This window comes from Methyloglobulus sp. (assembly GCF_964779595.1).
Window position 1 is genome coordinate 1 of record NZ_CBAROL010000032.1, and the last position, 19737, is coordinate 19737.

General features: G+C 44.4%; 20 protein-coding genes, 2 tRNA genes and 1 pseudogene. 4 read left to right on the top strand and 19 right to left on the bottom strand.

Features of this window, described 5'->3' with window-relative positions; genetic code table 11:
• Nucleotides 1-316, bottom strand: a 316-nt coding sequence (locus AC1YY3_RS10380) for a transposase (RefSeq protein WP_482194463.1), incomplete at its 3' end; no start/stop codon positions are given.
• A gap of 112 nt (nt 317-428) precedes the next feature.
• Here AC1YY3_RS10380 and glmM point away from each other — a divergent pair.
• Nucleotides 429-1763, top strand: a complete 1335-nt coding sequence (glmM, locus tag AC1YY3_RS10385; protein WP_481823118.1) for a phosphoglucosamine mutase — start codon at nt 429-431, stop codon at nt 1761-1763.
• Between the two features lie 117 nt (nt 1764-1880).
• On the opposite strand, the gene AC1YY3_RS10390 is transcribed toward glmM, so the two are convergent.
• The 4 genes from AC1YY3_RS10390 to efpL form a co-directional block, all read right to left on the bottom strand.
• Entirely contained in the window at nt 1881-2696 is an 816-nt protein-coding gene (locus tag AC1YY3_RS10390) for a TetR/AcrR family transcriptional regulator (RefSeq protein ID WP_482194464.1), read from the bottom strand.
• Between the two features lie 71 nt (nt 2697-2767).
• The gene (gene pgsA / locus AC1YY3_RS10395) at nt 2768-3331 is read right to left on the bottom strand and encodes a CDP-diacylglycerol--glycerol-3-phosphate 3-phosphatidyltransferase (protein ID WP_481823120.1); all 564 of its coding nucleotides are present in this window, start codon (nt 3329-3331) and stop codon (nt 2768-2770) included.
• Complete coding sequence (gene uvrC / locus AC1YY3_RS10400; RefSeq protein ID WP_481823121.1) at nt 3321-5156, bottom strand: excinuclease ABC subunit UvrC; 1836 nt, start codon at nt 5154-5156, stop codon at nt 3321-3323. Before uvrC ends, pgsA begins: the two co-directional genes overlap by 11 nt.
• Nucleotides 5157-5251: 95 nt before the next feature.
• A complete protein-coding gene (gene efpL, locus AC1YY3_RS10405; RefSeq protein WP_481823122.1) occupies nt 5252-5818 on the bottom strand; it encodes an elongation factor P-like protein EfpL in 567 nt (188 codons plus the stop codon).
• Nucleotides 5819-6108: 290 nt separating this feature from the next.
• Here efpL and AC1YY3_RS10410 point away from each other — a divergent pair.
• Nucleotides 6109-6271: pseudogene (locus tag AC1YY3_RS10410) on the top strand (transposase); the annotation flags it as partial.
• A 274-nt stretch (nt 6272-6545) separates the two neighbouring features.
• Here the strand turns inward: AC1YY3_RS10410 and sbcB are convergent.
• From sbcB to AC1YY3_RS10480, 14 genes are all read right to left on the bottom strand, one after another.
• Nucleotides 6546-8000 carry an exodeoxyribonuclease I gene (gene sbcB / locus AC1YY3_RS10415; protein ID WP_481823123.1) on the bottom strand — a complete coding sequence of 485 codons (1455 nt, stop codon included), beginning with the start codon at nt 7998-8000 and terminating at the stop codon, nt 6546-6548.
• Nucleotides 8001-8018: 18 nt separating this feature from the next.
• Nucleotides 8019-8198 carry a (Na+)-NQR maturation NqrM gene (gene nqrM / locus AC1YY3_RS10420; protein WP_481823124.1) on the bottom strand — a complete coding sequence of 60 codons (180 nt, stop codon included), beginning with the start codon at nt 8196-8198 and terminating at the stop codon, nt 8019-8021.
• The gene (locus AC1YY3_RS10425; protein WP_481823125.1) at nt 8195-9241 is read right to left on the bottom strand and encodes an FAD:protein FMN transferase; all 1047 of its coding nucleotides are present in this window, start codon (nt 9239-9241) and stop codon (nt 8195-8197) included. The genes nqrM and AC1YY3_RS10425 overlap by 4 nt, the downstream gene beginning before the upstream one ends.
• Before the next feature lie 59 nt (nt 9242-9300).
• A complete protein-coding gene (locus AC1YY3_RS10430) occupies nt 9301-9687 on the bottom strand; it encodes a DUF2845 domain-containing protein (protein ID WP_481823126.1) in 387 nt (128 codons plus the stop codon).
• Between the two features lie 236 nt (nt 9688-9923).
• Nucleotides 9924-11144, bottom strand: coding sequence for an NADH:ubiquinone reductase (Na(+)-transporting) subunit F (gene nqrF / locus AC1YY3_RS10435; RefSeq protein ID WP_481823127.1), 1221 nt, complete (start codon nt 11142-11144; stop codon nt 9924-9926).
• A 15-nt stretch (nt 11145-11159) separates the two neighbouring features.
• The gene (gene nqrE / locus AC1YY3_RS10440; protein WP_481823128.1) at nt 11160-11768 is read right to left on the bottom strand and encodes an NADH:ubiquinone reductase (Na(+)-transporting) subunit E; all 609 of its coding nucleotides are present in this window, start codon (nt 11766-11768) and stop codon (nt 11160-11162) included.
• Nucleotides 11768-12475 carry an NADH:ubiquinone reductase (Na(+)-transporting) subunit D gene (locus AC1YY3_RS10445; RefSeq protein ID WP_481823129.1) on the bottom strand — a complete coding sequence of 236 codons (708 nt, stop codon included), beginning with the start codon at nt 12473-12475 and terminating at the stop codon, nt 11768-11770. The genes nqrE and AC1YY3_RS10445 overlap by 1 nt, the downstream gene beginning before the upstream one ends.
• Nucleotides 12472-13404 carry a Na(+)-translocating NADH-quinone reductase subunit C gene (locus AC1YY3_RS10450; protein ID WP_481823130.1) on the bottom strand — a complete coding sequence of 311 codons (933 nt, stop codon included), beginning with the start codon at nt 13402-13404 and terminating at the stop codon, nt 12472-12474. Before AC1YY3_RS10450 ends, AC1YY3_RS10445 begins: the two co-directional genes overlap by 4 nt.
• A complete protein-coding gene (locus tag AC1YY3_RS10455) occupies nt 13397-14599 on the bottom strand; it encodes an NADH:ubiquinone reductase (Na(+)-transporting) subunit B (protein ID WP_481823131.1) in 1203 nt (400 codons plus the stop codon). Before AC1YY3_RS10455 ends, AC1YY3_RS10450 begins: the two co-directional genes overlap by 8 nt.
• A complete protein-coding gene (locus AC1YY3_RS10460; RefSeq protein ID WP_481823132.1) occupies nt 14599-15954 on the bottom strand; it encodes a Na(+)-translocating NADH-quinone reductase subunit A in 1356 nt (451 codons plus the stop codon). The genes AC1YY3_RS10455 and AC1YY3_RS10460 overlap by 1 nt, the downstream gene beginning before the upstream one ends.
• A gap of 267 nt (nt 15955-16221) precedes the next feature.
• Nucleotides 16222-16306, bottom strand: a tRNA-Leu gene (locus AC1YY3_RS10465).
• A gap of 8 nt (nt 16307-16314) precedes the next feature.
• Nucleotides 16315-16863, bottom strand: coding sequence for a preprotein translocase subunit SecG (secG, locus tag AC1YY3_RS10470; protein ID WP_481823133.1), 549 nt, complete (start codon nt 16861-16863; stop codon nt 16315-16317).
• Nucleotides 16864-16873: 10 nt separating this feature from the next.
• Complete coding sequence (gene tpiA / locus AC1YY3_RS10475) at nt 16874-17623, bottom strand: triose-phosphate isomerase (protein ID WP_481823134.1); 750 nt, start codon at nt 17621-17623, stop codon at nt 16874-16876.
• 310 nt (nt 17624-17933) lie between these two features.
• Nucleotides 17934-18020 (bottom strand) — tRNA-Leu (locus AC1YY3_RS10480).
• Between the two features lie 89 nt (nt 18021-18109).
• Between AC1YY3_RS10480 and queA the strand changes: the two genes are divergently transcribed.
• Together queA and AC1YY3_RS10490 are read left to right on the top strand one after the other, a co-directional pair.
• On the top strand, nt 18110-19132 hold the full coding sequence (queA, locus tag AC1YY3_RS10485) for a tRNA preQ1(34) S-adenosylmethionine ribosyltransferase-isomerase QueA (RefSeq protein WP_481823135.1): 1023 nt from the start codon (nt 18110-18112) through the stop codon (nt 19130-19132).
• Between the two features lie 71 nt (nt 19133-19203).
• A complete protein-coding gene (locus tag AC1YY3_RS10490) occupies nt 19204-19695 on the top strand; it encodes a YchJ family protein (RefSeq protein WP_481823136.1) in 492 nt (163 codons plus the stop codon).
• Nucleotides 19696-19737 lie beyond the last annotated feature (42 nt).

A 19737-nucleotide genomic window follows, 5' to 3' on the forward strand; every position in this document is an offset into this window, starting at 1 on the left:
TAATGTCCTTCTCTGTACTTAACCAACCCGAAACTTGCTCAGGACTGTAATCTAATTGGACTTTTTCTTCTATCAAGCTGCAAACTTCCAATGTCATTTTCACTGCCTTGACAGCATTTTTCCTCCGGCTGAGTGCCTTAATATTAGCCTGATGAGGTCTATAGCCACGCTTTCCCGTATTGCGACTCAGCTCCCTACTAAGGGCTGAGGCTGAGATGCCTATAATGACCGCTATGTCTTTTTGAAACATCTCTGCTTTCTTTAATGACTCAATCTGGTATCTTTGTATCTGGGTTAGCTGTTTATAACCTTTCATAAGCTTCCTCATCTTTGGTCGGATTGAAAAAGCCTTGAACTATATCAGCTAACCTCTTTCAATCACGTTAAAATGAATTGCACTTATGAGTTGAATCTAAGGCTGAAATAATATGGCAAAAAAATATTTTGGTACCGATGGCATCAGAGGCAAAGTCGGTGAACATCCGATAACAGCCGATTTTCTATTAAAACTAGGCTGGGCGGCTGGGCAGGTTTTTGCCAATCAAGGGCATGATTTTGTCTTGGTCGGAAAGGATACCCGTATTTCGGGCTATATGTTTGAGTCGGCGCTTGAAGCAGGTCTGACTGCTGCTGGCGTTGATACGCATTTGCTAGGACCTATGCCGACACCTGGGGTTGCATACCTCACGCGCACCTTAAGGGCGCAAGCGGGTATTGTCATCAGCGCATCCCACAATCCCTATTACGATAATGGCGTTAAATTTTTCTCAGTTCACGGCACCAAACTGCCAGATGAAATAGAGCAAGAAATCGAACGCTATATTGACTCGCCCATGACTACCGTAGAGTCTTCAGGTCTAGGTAAAGCCAAACGCATAGCGGATGCAGCAGGGCGGTATATTGAATTTTGCAAAGCCAGCGTACCCACTCGACTGGATTTTGATGGACTGCGGATTGTGGTCGATTGCGCTAACGGTGCCACGTACCACATTGCCCCACACGTATTTAGCGAAATTGGTGCAGAAGTCGTCTCCATAGGTGTAGAACCTAATGGGTTGAACATCAATGATGAATGCGGTGCGACCAAGCCGCAAAAATTAGCAGACGCTGTTTTGGCGTACCGTGCAGACTTAGGTATTGCTTTAGATGGCGATGGCGACCGCCTGATAATGGTCGATCATAAAGGCGAAATTGTCGATGGTGATGAACTTATCTACATAATTGCTAAATCCAAGTTAGAAGCCAATGAGCTTACGGGGCCTGTCATTGGCACGTTAATGACCAATTTGGGGATGGAGCTTGCCTTAAAACAACTCGGTATCAATTTGCTTCGAGCTAATGTAGGTGATCGTTATGTTATGGAGTTACTGGTTGAAAATAAAGGCATATTAGGCGGTGAAAACTCAGGTCATATTATCTGCCTGGATAAAACGACGACCGGTGACGGCATTATTGCGGCATTGCAAGTCATGGCGGAAATGCAACACACCGGAAAAAACCTGCATGAACTTAAGTCTGGAATGACTAAATTCCCCCAAGTTTTGCTGAATATAAAGATGAAAACAAAGCCAGATCTTGATGGCGAAGCTATTCAAAAAGCGGTCAAAGATATTGAAAAAAAGTTAGGCAATACTGGTCGTGTATTGCTCAGGGCATCCGGTACAGAGCCACTAATCAGAGTGATGGTTGAAGGTGAAAATGAAGATAAAGTCATCGAATATGCCAATAAGCTGGCAGATCAAGTAGCGAAAAGCACAACATAGTCACAGACCATCTTTACAGTAAATGACTATGATCCATTGATCGAGAAGGCCTGGCAGACCTTATTCAAGGCAGACTTATACCAAAGACTGGATGTCTAAGTCTGTTGTCGCTCACGCTTATTTTTTAGCAATTGTATTCCACGCAGCAAGCCATACTTGTGACTGATACGCATCGGCATCTTTTTCAAGGATGCCAGCCAATACCATTCGTAAGGTATTGTTAATAATACCAAAAAAATAAGTGTGGGCTAACCAGGGGTCAATGTTACGTATCTCCCCAGCTTTGATACCGGATTGAATGATTTTTTGAATTTTTACGAAAGCGGGAGATTCCAGCATCGGCTTTTCTTCCGGCAAGCACTCATCGAGCTTCAAGACCAGCAAAAAGCGTATGACATCAGGTGCTTCATCGGTTAGCTTAAACAGTAAATCGACAATACCGCGCAATTGTTCTGATGATTTTTGATTTTTGCGCCGGATATCGTCGATGGATATATTTAAACTATCCAGAATATTGGCATATAACTGGGTTGCTATGGCTTGTTTGTTTTTGAAATGCTGGTACAAAACACCCGTGTTTTTTACCCCAGACACTTCAGCTATTTCAGTGAGTGACGTGTTAAAAAAGCCTTTTTCAGCAAATAGTTTTAATGCGGCGAGTAATATTTGATCCTGCGTTTCGCTATTTGCCAGGGGTTCAATATTTTCTTCAAGATCTAGTTCCTTGATTTCAGTCTGTCCCTGAAGTTTAACGATGGCTTGGTTTTCAGCATTTTCGGCAATCTCAATTATTTCTTGAGCTTCAACCTTATCCTGCGCTATCTCAACCTCTATTGCATTCTGAACATCCGTTTCATACTGAATCTCAGCGTATTCCTGCGCCTTGTCTGCTGTCTGTGTTGCTACTATTTCTTGTTCCATCTGTTTTTTCACAGCTTTTCATTGCGCTGTTTGTATTATTGAAAAGGTTATAAAAATGAGTTTCGATTTTGTGGCGATAAAGCTTATTTTTCTGCCATCGCTTTGAGGGCTGCGTTTAAATAACTGACCATAGACCATAGCGTTAAGGCGGCGGCAATGTAAAGTAAACCGTAACCAATAGTATTAATGGGAACACCCAGCAAATCTTCACGATAAAGCAGCAGACCGATTGCCAGCATCTGCGCTGAGGTTTTCCATTTACCTAAATCTGAAACTTTAACCTTTGCACGTTGACCGATTTCAGCCATCCATTCCCTAAGCGATGCAATGGTAATTTCCCTGCCGATGATAATGGCTGCAGGTACCGCTAAATAAGGGCTTGCCTGCTGTTGGACGATCAACACGAGTACGAAGGCGACCATCACTTTATCAGCGACGGGATCAAGAAATGCACCGAAAGGGGTTTCTAATTGCATTTTTCTGGCGAGGTAGCCATCTAACCAATCGGTAACGCCAGCCAGGAAAAAAATCAGGGTGCACGCAATGTTGGAATAAACCCAAGGCAAATAGAACACGACCGCCAATAAAGGTATTAACGCTAACCTTAATAAGGTAAGACAGGTCGGTATGTTATATTCAATGGTCATCGTGGTGATGAAAGTTGTCGTAAATTCGTTGCGCCAATTGTTTGCTTATACCGTCTACACTGCAAAGAGCATCTACCCCAGCTTGCTCGATACCTTGCAGACCACCAAATTGCTTCAATAATACTTGCCGACGCTTTGCGCCCAGACCCGAAATGCCTTCCAATACTGACTGTTTGGCGGCTTTTCCACGCCGTTGCCTATGCCCAGTTATGGCAAACCGATGTGCTTCATCACGAATATATTGAATGAGCAGCAAACCGCTTGCGCCTGGGGTGACATTGACCGGTTGTTCTTGCTCAACCAGGATCAATTTCTCCATGCCCGGCTTCCTGTCCAGCCCCTTGGAAACGCCGACTATCATAACATCATTTATGGCTAATTCGGCTAATGCCTTTTGCGCCTCGCGGACTTGGCCTTTGCCGCCATCAATGAAAAGAATGTCAGGTGCTTCATGTTCGCCTTGCTTCAAGCGTTTGTAGCGTCTGGAAACGGCTTGGTATATTGCGGCATAATCATCCCCGCCCGTTATTCCTTCGATGTTGAATCGACGGTATGCCGATTTTACGGATCCATCCCGATCAAACACAACGCAAGACGCAACGGTTTGATTGCCTTGGGTATGGCTAATGTCAAAACATTCCAGGCGTTTAGGTGTTTCTTTGCAACCCAATTCTTCCTGTAGACTAAGAAACCGCCCATAAAGCCCTTGTTTATCAGCCAGTTTACTCAACAGCGAGTTTTCGGCATTCGTTAGCGCCATTTGCAGCCATTTGGAACGCTCAGACCTCACATTGCAGGAAATCGCTACAGAATGCTTGGCTAAATTTGCCAATACGTCTGTTAGCAACGTGGTTTCTTCCAATTCATGGCTGACTATCAACTCATGAGGGACGGGTTTATCGAGATAATACTGGGGAATAAAGGCTTGAATAACTGCGCTAGGTTCATTTTCCTCGGTCATTTTAGGGAAAAACACCTTATTTCCCAAGTGTTGCCCGTTGCGGATGAAAAACACTTGAATACAGGCGACATTGGTTTTAGTGACACACGCAATAATATCGACATCGCCACGCTCCCCGTGGACGAAATTCTTTTCCAATACAGCACGTAATTTTCCGATTTGATCCCGATACCCTGCTGCCTGTTCGTAGTTTAGGATTGCGGCAGCCTGTTCCATATTTGTAATCAGTTGCTCGATCAGCAAACTGCCTTTGCCTTCCAGAAACATCACCGTACTCGCTACATCTTGGGCATACAGAGGCTTGTCGATATAGCCCACGCACGGCGCGGTACAGCGTTCTATCTGGTATTGCAGACAAGGCCGGGTGCGGTTGTTATAGACCGTATCATCACACTGCCTGACCGGAAATATCTTCTGCAACAGCCTTAAACTTTCTTTTACCGCACCTGCGCTGGGATATGGGCCAAAATATTGCCCTCGCTTATTTTTTGCGCCACGATGAAAGGTGATTTGGGGGAAATCCTGATTGCTGGACAGATAGATATAAGGAAAGGATTTGTCATCCCGCAGACAAATATTATAACGGGGCTTATGCCGTTTGATGAGCTGGCATTCCAGCAACAGTGCCTCGCCTTCCGTATGCGTTACCGTTACCTCGATACCCGCAATTTTGGCAACCATCGTTTGCTGCTTGGGTGATGCGGTTTGCTTATTGAAATAGCTGGAAACGCGGTTTTTGAGGTTTTTTGCCTTACCGATGTAAATGATTTCGCCGAGTTCATCAAGCATTTTGTAAATGCCAGGGCGCTTGGTGAGGGTTGTCAGAAATCCTTTTATATCAAATGAATGTTCTTGGGAGGTCAATGGGATAAAGCTCAAAAAAACGAATTTTTATGAAGAATAATTGGCTACGGTTTAAACTGCTTATGGTGTTCGACAGCCTTTGTTGGTATTAATGCCTAAGCCCGTGACATAAATTTCCCTGTCTCGGTATTCACCTTGACCAGTTCGTCCATCTCTAAATATTCTGGCACTTGGATTTCAATGCCAGTCGTCAATCTTGCTGTTTTAGTACGTCCAGCCGCAGTCGCGCCTTTAATTGCGGGTGCGGTTTCTACGATAGTCAAAACGACAGAACTCGGTAATTCAATTGCGATCACCTCATCGTCTATTAATAAGGCGACAATGCCCTCTAATCCTTCGGTCAGATACCCAATTTGGTCTTCCAAGTCTTCACCAGGTAAGGTGTACTGACTGTAATCTTCGGAATTCATAAACACATACAAATCGCCATCCACATAAGAAAACTGCGCTTTGGCACGGGCATAATCGGCTTCTTTGAAGAAATCATCACCTTTCAGGGATTCATCCAGCTTTTGCCCAGTTTTCAGGTTATTGAACCTGATCTTATATAAGGTCGATGCGCCTCTGGAGGACGGATTCCTGACTTCAATCTGCTTAACCACATGCGGCACACCATTCACCTCAACCACCATGCCTTTTTTTAATTCACTTGCTTTTGCCACGCACTGCTCCAACTTGTATCTGTTTATAAGAAAAATATCCTAATAGTCTAACGTAGATTCAAGCAATTATCCCTGTTAAAACAGCATTATTTTCCCGAATAGTGGGTTTCAATTTCTTGAAAAAAAACTTCGCATATAGGTATTTATGCTAATAGCATTTGATTTAACAAAGCCAGATAATTACCGCAAGAAATTTAATTAGTTGATAACCTACTTTTAAATGCACTCAAGAACGAACATCTTAATTAATGGAAGTATTAAGGGAACACAGTATGAACACTGAAAGAAGAATATTTTTAACCGACGGTAACGTCAAGGAAGAACGGAGAACATATCCGACCGACTTTAAAGTTCAAGTTGCACTGGCTGCTATAAAAGGCGAGAAATCCCCTGTTGAATTGGCAATGCAATTTGCTATCCATCCCAATCAGATTAGCTTATGGAAGCAGCAAATGCTTAACAATTTAAACCGTGTGTTTGATAACGATTATGCTGTTGTAGAAATAGAGAGTAAAACTAACAATGAACGTCACGCCAAAATTGGTCAGTTAATGGCGGAAAATGATTTTCTGACTAAGGTGTTGGGGCGTTAGTTTTTATAAGGATATGTCATGGTGGGATGGGATATGTGCCCCATCCCTAATATTTTTCTGATTACGTATAAATTTCAGCACGATAAGCTGTGGATTATGGTGTAGTTTGTTGGAGTTTGTGGCTCACCCACAACCTACATTTTCAAGCCTAACTGTTGAATTTTATCCAGGGCAAATTCTTCTAATATCTTTAAAAACGCCTCATTACCGGAAGTTTCATTACGCAACTTGGTTAGCTGAGAAAAATATTCATCAAGGATAATTCCTCCACTTGGCTGTTGTCCGGTGATTCGATTTGCACAAAATTCCTGCCAATTGGAAATCTCTTCGCGCTGCAACAGTTTGGGGTAATTACGCGCTCGGTATCTAAACAGCATCTCAACTAAGCGAGAATCGGTAAAGTTTGGTTTAAATGTGGATAACTGGTTAGACGGCATGTTCCTGATTTTCTGCATTTTTTGTTTATCCGCGTCGGAAAAGAAGCCGCCGCTGTAAATGGCGAGATCTGGATCAATTTCTTGCTCTGGCTCCGCAAATTTAGTTTCAGAAAACACGGCTGCAATTTTTTCTGCCATACCTGGCACGGCTTTTATCTTGTCGATATTTGCATAACACCTTGCCAGATCAAGGTTTAAGTGTTTTTGATCGCTGTGCTTAAGTACCGATATGGGTGCTAATACTGGGCATTTGTTGATGTGTACGGTTTTAAGGGGAACTCTTGCTACACCTTCTGGTAAATCTATTGTCGCCGTAAAAATTCGCTGTTGAATATCCGCTATCGACAAGGAAATTAAAGGTTCAGGATCAATAGAAAGGTCATAAACCAAGATGCCATTGGTATTGCTTGGATGTTTGCAGATGGGTAAAACGACTGCTAGACGGTGATTTTCGCTGGAATACATTCCCGACACATGCACCACAGGCTTGAAATTGCCAAACTGGAGCAATTTAAGGGCTTCGGTTTTTGTCCTGTGCAGCCACAAGAATTGGTACAACTTGGGCTGTGCAGATTTAATCAGCTTGGCTAGGGCGATAGTGGCGTGGACATCAGACAGCGCATCATGCGCGGCTTCGTGGGCGATACCGTTGGCTTTGGTGAGTTCTTCAAGTTTAAAACTAGGACGGCCTTCTGTATCAACAGGCCACGTTATGCCATCAGGCCGTAAGGCTTTGGTTGCTCTGACGACATCAATTAAATCCCAACGGGAGTTGCCGTTTTGCCATTCCCGTGCGTAGGGATCGTAAAAATTACGGTACAGGCAGTTGCGAGTAAATTCATCATCGAAACGGATGGAGTTGTAACCTAGGCTACAAGTGTTGGGTTGGGCAAGTTGTTCGTGGATAAGGCGGCAAAACTCTACTTCAATTACACCTTTGGATTCGGCAAATTGTGGGCTAATGCCTGTGAGCAAGCAAGCTTCGGGATGGGGCAGGTAATCGGCGGGTGGCTTGCAGTAAACGACTAAAGGGTCGTCGATGATATTAAGATCGACATCAGTTCGAACTCCGGCAAACTGCGAGGGTCTATCGCGCCTAGGATCTATGCCGAAGGTTTCGTAATCGTGCCAGTACAGGCTGGTTTCTGCCACGAGCTTACTGTATGTAGCTTAAACTTGGCCTTCGGCTTCCATTTTTTTGCGTTTGGGACATTTTTCCACACAAACACAACTGCCCGTGTTCAAACCACCGCAGGAACCTTTGATGGCACGTCGCCCAAACATAACACCCACTGCCATAAGTCCTATCACGATTAACATCAATGCAAATGTCGCTAAAAAATAATTCATTTTGATACCTTTTTGCTTGCAACGAAGGCAGACGACATACGTTCTACGAAGCCTTGGTCGGATTTGATAATAAAAAACGCCGCTATTTGGTTTAATTCTGCAAACTTGTAGCCCTCATCAGGACCTAACACCATAATTGCGGTAGCCAAACCATCCGCTTCCATTGAAGTATCGCTTAAGATGGTGACAGATGCCAGCTTATGGTCAATGGGTCGTCCCGTTCTTGGGTCTATGGTATGGGAAAAGCGCACACCATCAACTTCAAAATAATTCCGGTAATCCCCCGATGTTGCCATACCAGTATCGGTAATCGCCAGAACTTTTTCGATAGCCCGTCTTTCGGCAGTAGGTTTCTCAACGGCTATTTGCCAGGGTTGCCCTTGGTTGTTCTTACCTTTTACCCTGATCTCGCCGCCAATCTCGACCATGTAATCCATTAACCCTAAGCGCTCCAACAATAAGCCAACTTGGTCTACACCATAACCTTTGGCAATGCCCGACAAATCGACATAAAGTCCTGGGATGTCTTTTTTGACGAACAAGCCATCATCCTTGAGTGTTAGACGGTTGTAGCCGATTTGGTTCAACAAGCCTTTAATGACGGCTTCGTCAGGTGGGCTGACCATCATTTTATCAGGGCCAAAGCCCCACAAGTTCACCAAAGGCCCGACAGTGACATCAAACAAACCATTTGATAACTTGCTAATTTGAATTGATTCTTTGATAACGCCATAGAGTTCAGCCGATACAGGCAACCAATCCGTCGAGGTACTTTGGTTGAATAAGGACAACTCCGAATCTTTTTGGTAAGTGGACATCTGTCCATTTACCTTCTCTAGCAACTCTTTAACTTGACGGGTTATTTCCGTCGGTGTGAGCGAATCTGGTAACTTACTGGCTTTGATATTGTAGCTAGTCCCCATAGTCATCCCGACGGCATTGTAGGGGTAATCTTGCGGCTTATGTTCTGTAGCTTTGTCACAAGCTGACAACAGAACAATCAGGATCAGGCTACTGAAATAATATTTAGCTAAATGTAACATAGTCGAATTCAATTTTAGTACTAGGCTTGAGTAGCATTGCTGTTATAAGTGATTTGCCGTTATCTATGTCTTCTTCTGCCCAGATTTTCAACATCAATTAAGTTGCCGTTTTCAAAGCGCAGCAATTTTCGCAACTTAGCACTGCCAAAATCATAAGTCCATTCTTCCACCAAAACTTCTACTTCACGGTGGTGTGATTGCCCATAATTAAAAGAATTATTGGGAAATCGACGATTTTGACCGAAATTGTTCTGTGTAACATCGGCATAGCTCTCACTACCCCGCCTTTCGTAATGTGAATCTATGTAATCGGGTTCGCCGCATAATTCGTAGACATAGCTTTTACGGTCTCCAGGCTGAACTAAGGAATGACCGCATCGCAAAGCCAGTAATGGTGTTGAAAATAGTAAGCAGAGCGTAAATGTAATCCAGTTTAGTCGATACATAGCAGTCACCTGTTACCCAAATTTTCAGATTAAGATTAAGGCCAGTGTACAAAGCCTCTATTGATTCACAATAGCATACTGTAATGTTAGCAAGATGAATGAAGGCTGAACTTGATTTGAAAACCGCAGTTACTATATAAAGAAAAAGCCCTACACTAAAAAGGGCAGGGCTTTATGGCTACATTAAATTCAATTGGATAATTTGTTGAACCAACTTCATCTAACGAATTTCAATATCAACCACCAAAATCATCCAACATGATGTTCTCAGGCTCCACACCGTTATCAAGTAACAACTTAACGACAGACGTATTCATCATCGGTGGACCGCACAGATAGTATTCACAATCTTCAGGTGCAGGATGATTTTTCAAATAATTCTCAAAAAGGACATTATGGATAAAGCCGGTATAACCTTTCCAATTATCCTCTGGCAAAGCATCAGACAACCCGACGTGCCAAGTAAAATTAGGGTTTTCCTTAGCTAACATATCGAAATCTTCAACATAGAACATTTCGCGTTTGCTACGGGCACCGTACCAAAAAGTCATTTTCCGTTTGGATTTCAACCTGCGTAACAGGTCGAATATATGCGACCGCATCGGGGCCATGCCCGCACCGCCGCCGACGAAAATCATTTCAGCATTGGTGTCTTTTGCGAAGAACTCACCATAAGGCCCTGAAATAATACATTTATCGCCAGGTTTCAAGTTAAAAATATAGGATGACATGATCCCCGGCGGTACGCTTTCATCAGCACGAGGTGGCGGTGTTGCTATCCGCACATTCAGCATGATTTCTTTTTCTTCGGGATAGCTTGCCATCGAGTAAGCCCGGAGCGTAGGCTCTTTTACCGTAGATACATAGCGCCATAAGTTGAACTTATCCCAATCCTCACGATATTCTTTTTCGACATCGAAATCGCTAAACTTGGCAACATGCGGTGGACATTCGATTTGGATGAAACCGCCAGCGCGATAGTTAATCGCTTCGCCTTTAGGCAATTCCAACACAAGCTCTTTGATGAAGGTGGCAACATTATTGTTTGATTTAACAGTGCATTCCCACTTTTTGATACCGAAGACTTCATCTTCAACTTCGATGTCCATATTATGTTTGACGGACACTTGGCAAGAAAGCCGTTCACCTAAAGCTGCTTCGCGTTTGGTGATGTGACCTAATTCAGTCGGCAGAATTTCACCGCCGCCGGAATGAATCTTCACTTTGCACTGGCCGCAAGTACCGCCGCCGCCACATGCAGAGGATACAAATAGGCCATTTTCAGCTAATGCGCCCAATAATTTAGAACCCACAGGCACATGAATTTTCTTTTCATGGTTGATCAGAATTTCTACGTCACCTTCGGCGACCAATTTGCTTTTGGCACCGATAATCCCTAATACCAACGCAATCACGATCCCCGTGAAAATAATAATCCCTAATAAAATTTCCAGCATGAGTGTGTAACCTTCTTAAAGTTGGATTCCAGAGAAAGCCATGAAGCCAAGCGACATCAGCCCAGCAGTGATAAATGTAATACCTAAGCCTTGTAAGCCAGGCGGAATATCGCTGTATTTAAGTTTTTCCCGCACACCGGCCATGACGGTAATCGCCAACGCCCAACCAAAACCGCTGCCAACGCCGTAAACAACACTTTCGCCAAAGTTATAGTCACGCTCAATCATGAACAAGCTACCACCCAAGATGGCGCAGTTAACGGTAATCAAAGGCAGGAAAATACCCAGCGCAAAATATAAGGCAGGGAAGAATTTATCCAGCACCATTTCCAAGATTTGCACCAATGCACCGATAATGCCGATACAGCTTAATAGCGCCAAAAAGCTCAAATCAACGCCAGTAATGCCCATCCACGACAACGCATCTTCTTTCAGCAAGGCATGATAGACGAAGTTATTGGCAGGTACGGTGATCGCCTGTACCACCATAACCGCAACGCCTAAACCCATCGCCGTGGAAATCTTCTTGGAAACGGCAATAAAGGTACACATCCCCAAAAAGAAGGACAACGCCAGATTTTCAATGAAAACGGCTTTAACAAATAAACTGATATACCCTTCCATTAGTGCTGCGCTCCTTCGCCATGTGCAATCGACATGATTTTAAAATCAACCACTTCATTTTGCTCAGGTTTCCATTGGCGAACTGCCCAGATAATCATGCCGATAATGAAAAATGCGCTAGGTGGCAATAGCATCAAGCCATTGGGATCGTACCAACCACCATCTTTAGTGAGCTTAAAAACTTCGTATCCTAACAATTTACCGGAACCCAGTGTCTCGCGAAAAAATGCCACGATAATCAATATCAAGCTATACCCTGCACCGTTACCAATGCCGTCCATAAAGCTTTCCAAGGGTGGATTCTGCATCGCATAACCTTCAGCGCGGCCCATAACGATACAGTTAGTGATAATGAGACCGACGAAAACCGATAATTGTTTGCTCACATCGTAAGCGACGGCTTTCAATATTTGGTCTACGACGATAACCAATGAAGCAATAATGGTCATCTGCACAATAATGCGGATGCTACCTGGTATGTGCTTCCTAATGGCACTAATGGCTGCGCTAGAAAATGCAGTCACCAATGTCAAAGCCAGCGCCATAATCAAAGAAGTAGACATCTGGGATGTCACCGCCAATGCAGAGCAGATACCTAAAACCTGTAAGGTAATCGGATTGTTATTGACTAAGGGATCAATTATGACCTTCTTAGTCTCTTCATTTAAAATCGCGTTTTTTAGCTCATCGCCTAATACTGCACTCATGACTTAGCCCTCTTGATCCTTACTTTACTTAAATAACGCGCAAAACCTTCTTTGCTCATCCAGTATCTGACCAAATTAGTAACACCGGTACTGGTTAATGTTGCCCCAGCTAAACCGTCTACTTGGTATTGCGAACCTGCTTTGTCATTGTCCACCACGCCTTTAATCAAGGCCAAGGCTGGCTCGCCTATATCCGCATCCTCAATTGAGCCTTTATCCATCGCAGGCTGATCGGTCTCGGCATACACTTTTTTGCCTTTCCAAAGCGCACGCCATTTGGGGTTGACCACTTCACCACCTAATCCTGGAGTTTCCGCCTGATCGTAGAAGTTGATACTTTGCACCGTTTGCCCATCAGCGTCTAAAGACAGAAAACCATAGAGCGTTGACCACAAGCCATAACCACTGACTGGCAAGATGATTGACTTGATTTTATCGCCTTCTTTAACCATGAAAACCTTAGCTAACTTGGCTTTATGCCTGATATGGGCAATATCTTGAGCTTTGGGAATAGCAACACTTTGAACCGGATCTTTAGTGGCTTTACGTTGGTCGTATTCATCAGCATTGACGGATTCATCATACTCACCCGTCTCCAAATTGACTATTTTAGGCTCAATTTGTTCAGCGAAAGCTGAGTCGATGTCCGTGTCCTCTTTCATCAAACCCGCGACTTCAAGAATATTCTTCTTCATGTCCAGGTTTTTGTTGTATGCCTGCAATGGCCTCAACGCAACCGCACCAAAAGACACCAACACAGCACACACCAAGCAAAGGGCTACCGCAATCGCTATGGTTTTTTCCAGGCTATCATTGCCCATTGCCAACACTTTATTCTTGTAAACCAAGAATTTCTGGTAATGTTCACAGTTGTCCAGTCGCGCACAGAATTTTACGTATTGCTCGTTTTTCTTGATGATATTAAGCATGACGTTTCATCCTTCTTCTGATATTGGCTTGTATAACGAAGTAATCAATAGTGGGCGCAAACATATTGGAAAACAGAATCGCCAACATAATCCCTTCGGGGAAAGCCGGATTAACTACCCTGATAAGCACCGTCATAACACCGACCAACGCCCCATAAACCCAGCGTCCGGTGTCGGTCATTGCCGCACTGACGGGATCGGTTGCCATATAAACCATACCAAACGCGAAACCACCCATTGTCAAATGCCAATACCAAGGGATGCTGAACATAGGATCGGTATCACTACCGATTACATTGAACAACAAGGATGTCGCCACCATACCGAGGAAAACGCCGCCCATAATGCGATATGAGGCAATACGGGTATAGAGCAGGAACGCCGCGCCAATCAAGATACCTAGGGTTGAGGTTTCGCCCAGACAACCCGGCTCAAAACCAAGAAAGGACTGAAACCAGTTGTAATTTGCCGCATAAACAGCTTCCAACCCACCACTAGCGGCCAAGGCTAATGGCGTCGCTGCCGTAAAACCATCAACGGCCACCCAAACTGAATCCCCAGTTATGGAGGCAGGGTAAGCAAAATACAAAAACGCCCGTCCGGTCAACGCTGGGTTAAGGAAATTTTTTCCAGTCCCACCAAATACTTCTTTGCCGATAACGATACCGAATGAAATGCCCAATGCCACCTGCCATAAGGGCATGTCGGGCGGCATAATCAAGGTATAAAGCATGGATGATACGAGAAAACCTTCATTGACTTCATGCCCACGCACAGTCGCAAACAACACTTCCCAGACACCACCAACCGCCAATGTGACGATATAAATAGGGAAAAAATACAAGGCACCATGTACCAAATTAGAAACGGGATTCATGGCACTGTAACCGAACAAAGACATAAACATGCCACGCCAGTTCGCTATTTCTTTTAAGCCCATGACTTCCATTGCATGGTTGGCTTGATAACCGGTGTTATACATCGCCATCATTACGCAGAAAAAAGTCGCTATGACCACAAAGGTCATCGTCCTTTTCAAGTCATTACCGTCACGTACGTGGGTAGTACCGCGCGTTACATCCGCAGGGGTGTAGATGAAGGTGTCCACCATCTCGTACAACCCGAAATATTTTTCGAGTTTTCCGCCTTTTGTAAAATGCGGCTCAATCTTGTCTAAAAAATCTCTCGCCGACATTAGCCTTCCTTCTCAATTTTAGTTAAATTCGCTCTCAATACCGGACCGAAATCATGCTTGCCAGGATCTACGAAGGTAAACAAAGACATATCTTCTTCATCCAGTTCAAGACAACCCAATGCTTGAGCTTGATCGGTATCGCCAACAATCATTGACTTGAGCAACGGGGTGGGCAAAATGTCCATCGGCATGACGGTTTCGTAAATGCCGACTGGAACAATCGCACGATTACTGCCATTCTTATCGGTAGTTAACGGGAATTTCCGCTGAGATTTGCGGTCTTGACGGCTTTTGATATAGACATCTAACGCGGAATATTTATCTTTACCTGGCACAATCCAGCCAAAAAGCTCTCTGGCGCGCCCTTCTTGTAAAGCTGAAACCTGAAGATGGTAGCAGCCCAGATAGGCCGCCCAATCAGATGCCTTATGACCGTACAATACAGAACCTGAAATCACCCTGTTTTCAACATCAGTCAGTTCATCAGCGACCAAATCATCGGTGTTAGCACCAACGCGAGTACGAATTAGTCGTGGTTTCTTGACGGTTGGACCCGCCAGTGAAATAACGCGTTCAACATTCAACTTACCCGTAGTGAACAATGCACCGATTGCCATAACCGCTTGATAATCAATATACCAAACAAATTTATCAATGTTGACCGGATCTATAAAATGTATATGCGTACTGGGTAATCCGGCTGGATGTGGGCCTGCGAACTCATGAGCAACAACAGAAGCGTTATCGCCAACAGCAATATCAGCACCAGTTGCCTTGCAGACATAGGTTTTACCTTCGGACAGTTTGGCGATGACCGCCAAACCATTGATAAAATCAGCACTGCGTTCTTTGATGACAACGACAGGGTCCGCGGCCAGAGGACGGGTATCAATCGCCGTCACAAAAATAGCGTTCGGATTGCTGTCCACTGCGGGTATTTTGCCATAAGGTCGCGCCCGAAACGAAGTCCATAATCCCGACTTCAACAAATTGGCTTTAGCTTTCTCGGCATCGAGCTTGGCTAAATCAGCTTCTTTGTATTTAGTAAAAGCTTCTTGTTCTGCTCCACCCAGTTCAATAACAACAGACTGCAATACGCGCTTTTCACCACGATTAATGCTTTTGACAATACCCGCCCCAGGCGCAGTAAACACAACACCAAGGTTTTTCTTGTCTTCAAACAGGATTTGTCCTAATTTGACCGTATCGCCTTCATTGACCAGCATCGTAGGTTTCATACCCACGTAGTCCATTCCTAAAACCGCAACCGATTTGACCTTATTGCCATTCTCGATAACTTGCTTAGGTTCGCCTGTTATAGGGATGTTTAACCCTTTTTTAATAAGAAATTGCATTTTGATAAGCCCGCTCTCCAGACGCGTTGCAACGAAACCATTCCTAACTACATTGAATTAGTTAGGCATATTTATAATGAGGAATTTAATCGGTGGTATTACACCATAAAACCTCTATTTTCTCAACCAAGGACGGGGCAAAAAACCTCGTTCAAACAACGTCAAGAAACCTTCTTATTCCTTCACGTTTTTGACTTGGTGAGTCAAAGTAGGTGAGCATAAAAAACCAGCTTATTAGCTGGTTTATTATTTCTTTAACTCTCTATTTGGTACCGATGGCCGGATTTGAACCGGCACGACTTGCGTCACCACCCCCTCAAGATGGCGTGTCTACCAATTTCACCACATCGGCTTTGTTAGCTATTTCTTTTTGGCAGGTTTTTTGGTGGGTACTTTATTGGGTTCATCCGATGTTAGCTCTGATTCCTGTTCTTCAACCACCTCAATCTCTTCATTATTGGGTACAGCAGCTTTTTCTAAGGTTGGAGTAGGCACGGTAGGTGGAGTGACGCTAACTGGTGGCATCGCAACCGGCGGAGGCACGGCAACATCTACTTTACTTTCCGGCAAGGTAGCAGGAGCGCTTGGTTTGATGTTAGCACCATCCACATTCGGCAAACCTAAATCCGGGACTTCTTTTTCTACCGCAGGTGAACCCATGAAATCAACGGTAGCACCTTTATTGCCATTCATCCAGGCAAGACCCAAGCTGGTGCTAAAAAACAAAGCCGCCAAAATTGCCGTCGTGCGGGATAAAAATGATGCTGCACCTTGAGCTCCAAATACAGAACCTGAGCCGCCGCCGCCAAAAGTTGCACCGGCATCAGCGCCTTTGCCCTGTTGCATTAAAATCAAACCGACGATGCTTAAGCCCAGCAGTATGTGAATTACGATAATTACCTGATACATATATGTTGTACTACTTAACAGAATGATAAATCTTTAAAAAGGACTCTGCATCAAGAGAAGCCCCGCCAATTAACCCGCCATCAATATCCGGCATGGCAAACAAACCTTTTGCATTATCCGGTTTGGCGCTACCGCCATATAAAATTTGTATGTTTTCTGCTACTGTCTGATCTTTAGCAGCAAGGTATTGTCTGATGAAATGATGTGCTTCTTGCGCTTGCTCGTCGGTGGCTGTAAGCCCTGTACCGATAGCCCAAACTGGCTCATACGCAATCACGGCATTGTTGAATGCAGCAATACCCGCCAAATTAACCACTGCGTCAAGCTGTGTGGTAATGACTTCAAAAGTTTGTTCCTGCTGGCGTTGTTCTAGGGTTTCACCGATACATAAAACCGGAATGACTCCTTGCTCTTGGGCTTGGCAGAATCGTGCGGCTACGGACTGATCGGTATCGCCATAATAAGTGCGCCGTTCAGAATGTCCTACGAGTGCGTATTTACACGCAAATTCTTTGAGCATAGCGGCGGAAATCTCTCCGGTATAAGCACCTGAAGGCTTATCCGCGACATTCTGCGCGCCCAACCCCAAACGGGTGTTTTTGACAATTTGAGCAACGTCAGGCAGAAAAATAGTGGGTACACAAACAGCAATATCCGCAACATCTGCACCCAAACCGGCGATGATGCCCTTCGCCAACGACTCCGCACTGGTGCGTGATCCGTTCATTTTCCAATTTCCTAAAACCAGCGAGCGACGCATCGTTATCCCCAAAATAATCAAACCGCTTATGATATAGTTTAATAGCCGCTAATTCAAGCATCCATTACTTTATATTAAGAGCAAATAAGATGCACTGAGCCAATGTGACCAAGGCGATATAGATGCCTTGAGAGGTGTTGGTGTCGTAATTGATAGAGTGAATGGTTTTATAACGGGCGGATTCAACTCCGAAGTGCAATCCTAGTAAACACAGCTCCAATTTATCGCAGTTTAAGGGGTAATAAAAAACCCGCGAAGCCTTACGACTTGCGGGTTTATGGTTTTCTTTGCACTTCTCAAAACCTTGAATTGGTACCGAGAGCCGGAATCGAACCGGCACGATGTCACCATCACCGGATTTTGAATCCGGCGCGTCTACCAGTTCCGCCATCCCGGCAAAGAACGCACATTATAGGTACACTTGCTTAAAAACGCCAGTCCATTTTGTGTGTATTTGCTAGATGTATCCTGATAATATCCTCCACCATGAAGAAATCTGATTTTAGCTATCAACTGCCTGAAGAATTAATTGCTCAAACACCCTTGTTGGAACGTCATGACAGCCGTCTATTATGCTTGAATAAACACACAGGACAGCTTACCGACAGGCAATTCACCGACTTTATTGATTTAATTGACGAACGCGATCTGTTGGTTTTTAACGATACTAAAGTGATTCCTGCACGTTTATTCGGTGTTAAGACCACTGGGGGTAAAGTCGAAATTCTGATCGAACGAGTGCAGGACGACCATCACGCTATTGCTCACGTGAGAGCGAGTAAATCGCCAAAGGAAGGTGCGGCGATAAATCTGGATGGTGGTTATAGCTGTGCAGTGCAGGGCAGGGTAGAGGATTTATTTGAACTCGAATTTAACGGTGATAAACCATTGCTGGAGATTTTAGGCCAGATAGGTCACATCCCCTTGCCGCCTTACATTACCAGGGCTGATGATGTAGCCGATGTCAGTCGTTACCAAAGCGTATTTGCCAAACATGCTGGCGCGGTAGCCGCACCGACCGCCAGTTTGCATTTTGATCTGGCGATGATGGAAAAAATCAAAGCCAAAGGCGTGGCAATCAGATTCGTGACTTTGCATGTCGGCAGCGGCACATTTCAACCTGTGAGGGTGGAAGATTTGTCGCAACACATCATGCACAAAGAATACTTTTCCGTGTCGTCAGAAGTCGTTGATTCGGTTCGTCAGGCTAGAGGCAGAGGTGGACGGGTTATTGCCATCGGCACCACGGCGGTAAGGGCATTGGAGTCAGCATGTAAAACAGGGCAACTTGAATCCAGTTTTGGCGATACCGATTTGTTTATCACCCCAGGTTATCAATTCAAGTCCGTCGATGCCATGTTGACCAATTTCCATCTGTCTGAATCTACCTTGTTAATGTTAGTTGCCGCTTTTGCTGGCTATCAGCCTGTGATGGATGCTTATCAACATGCTATTAACCAGTCTTACCGTTTTTTCAGCTACGGCGATGCGATGTTTTTGAGCGCTTGATATGCCGGTATAAACAACTAGGCAATAAAACAAATCCAATCCTTCTAAACTTAACAATAGAGACTCAACCTTTGAATACTGAAACATGTTGTCTTTGTGGCTCGGGCATTGAATATAGGCAATGTTGTGAACCCTTTCATTCCGGTGACGAATTACCGGCTACTGCTGAGAAATTAATGCGTTCGCGCTTTACGGCTTACGCACTGGATAAAACCCAATATGTGCAAGATACATGGGATGCCAGTACCCGACCAAAGCCGGAGGAGACCCAGCTTGCTGAAGAAAATATCGACTGGCAGCGGCTGGAAATTATCGACACCAAAAAGGGCGAAATCAATGACAGTAAGGGCATAGTAGAATTCAAAGCGTTCTACTTAAACAATGGCGAAGCGTATAGGCTGCATGAAGTCAGCCGATTTGCTAAAACCAATGGACGTTGGTTTTATTTGGACGGCGTGGTCAAGAAAGTTGGCAAAATCATCCAGCAATCTAATCAAGGCAAGAATGCACCTTGCTCATGCGGCAGTGGCAAAAAATTTAAGCGTTGTTGTGGTGCGGGATAATGTGTTTCTAAAGAGGTAACAAATACCAGAGTCTATTCTTTT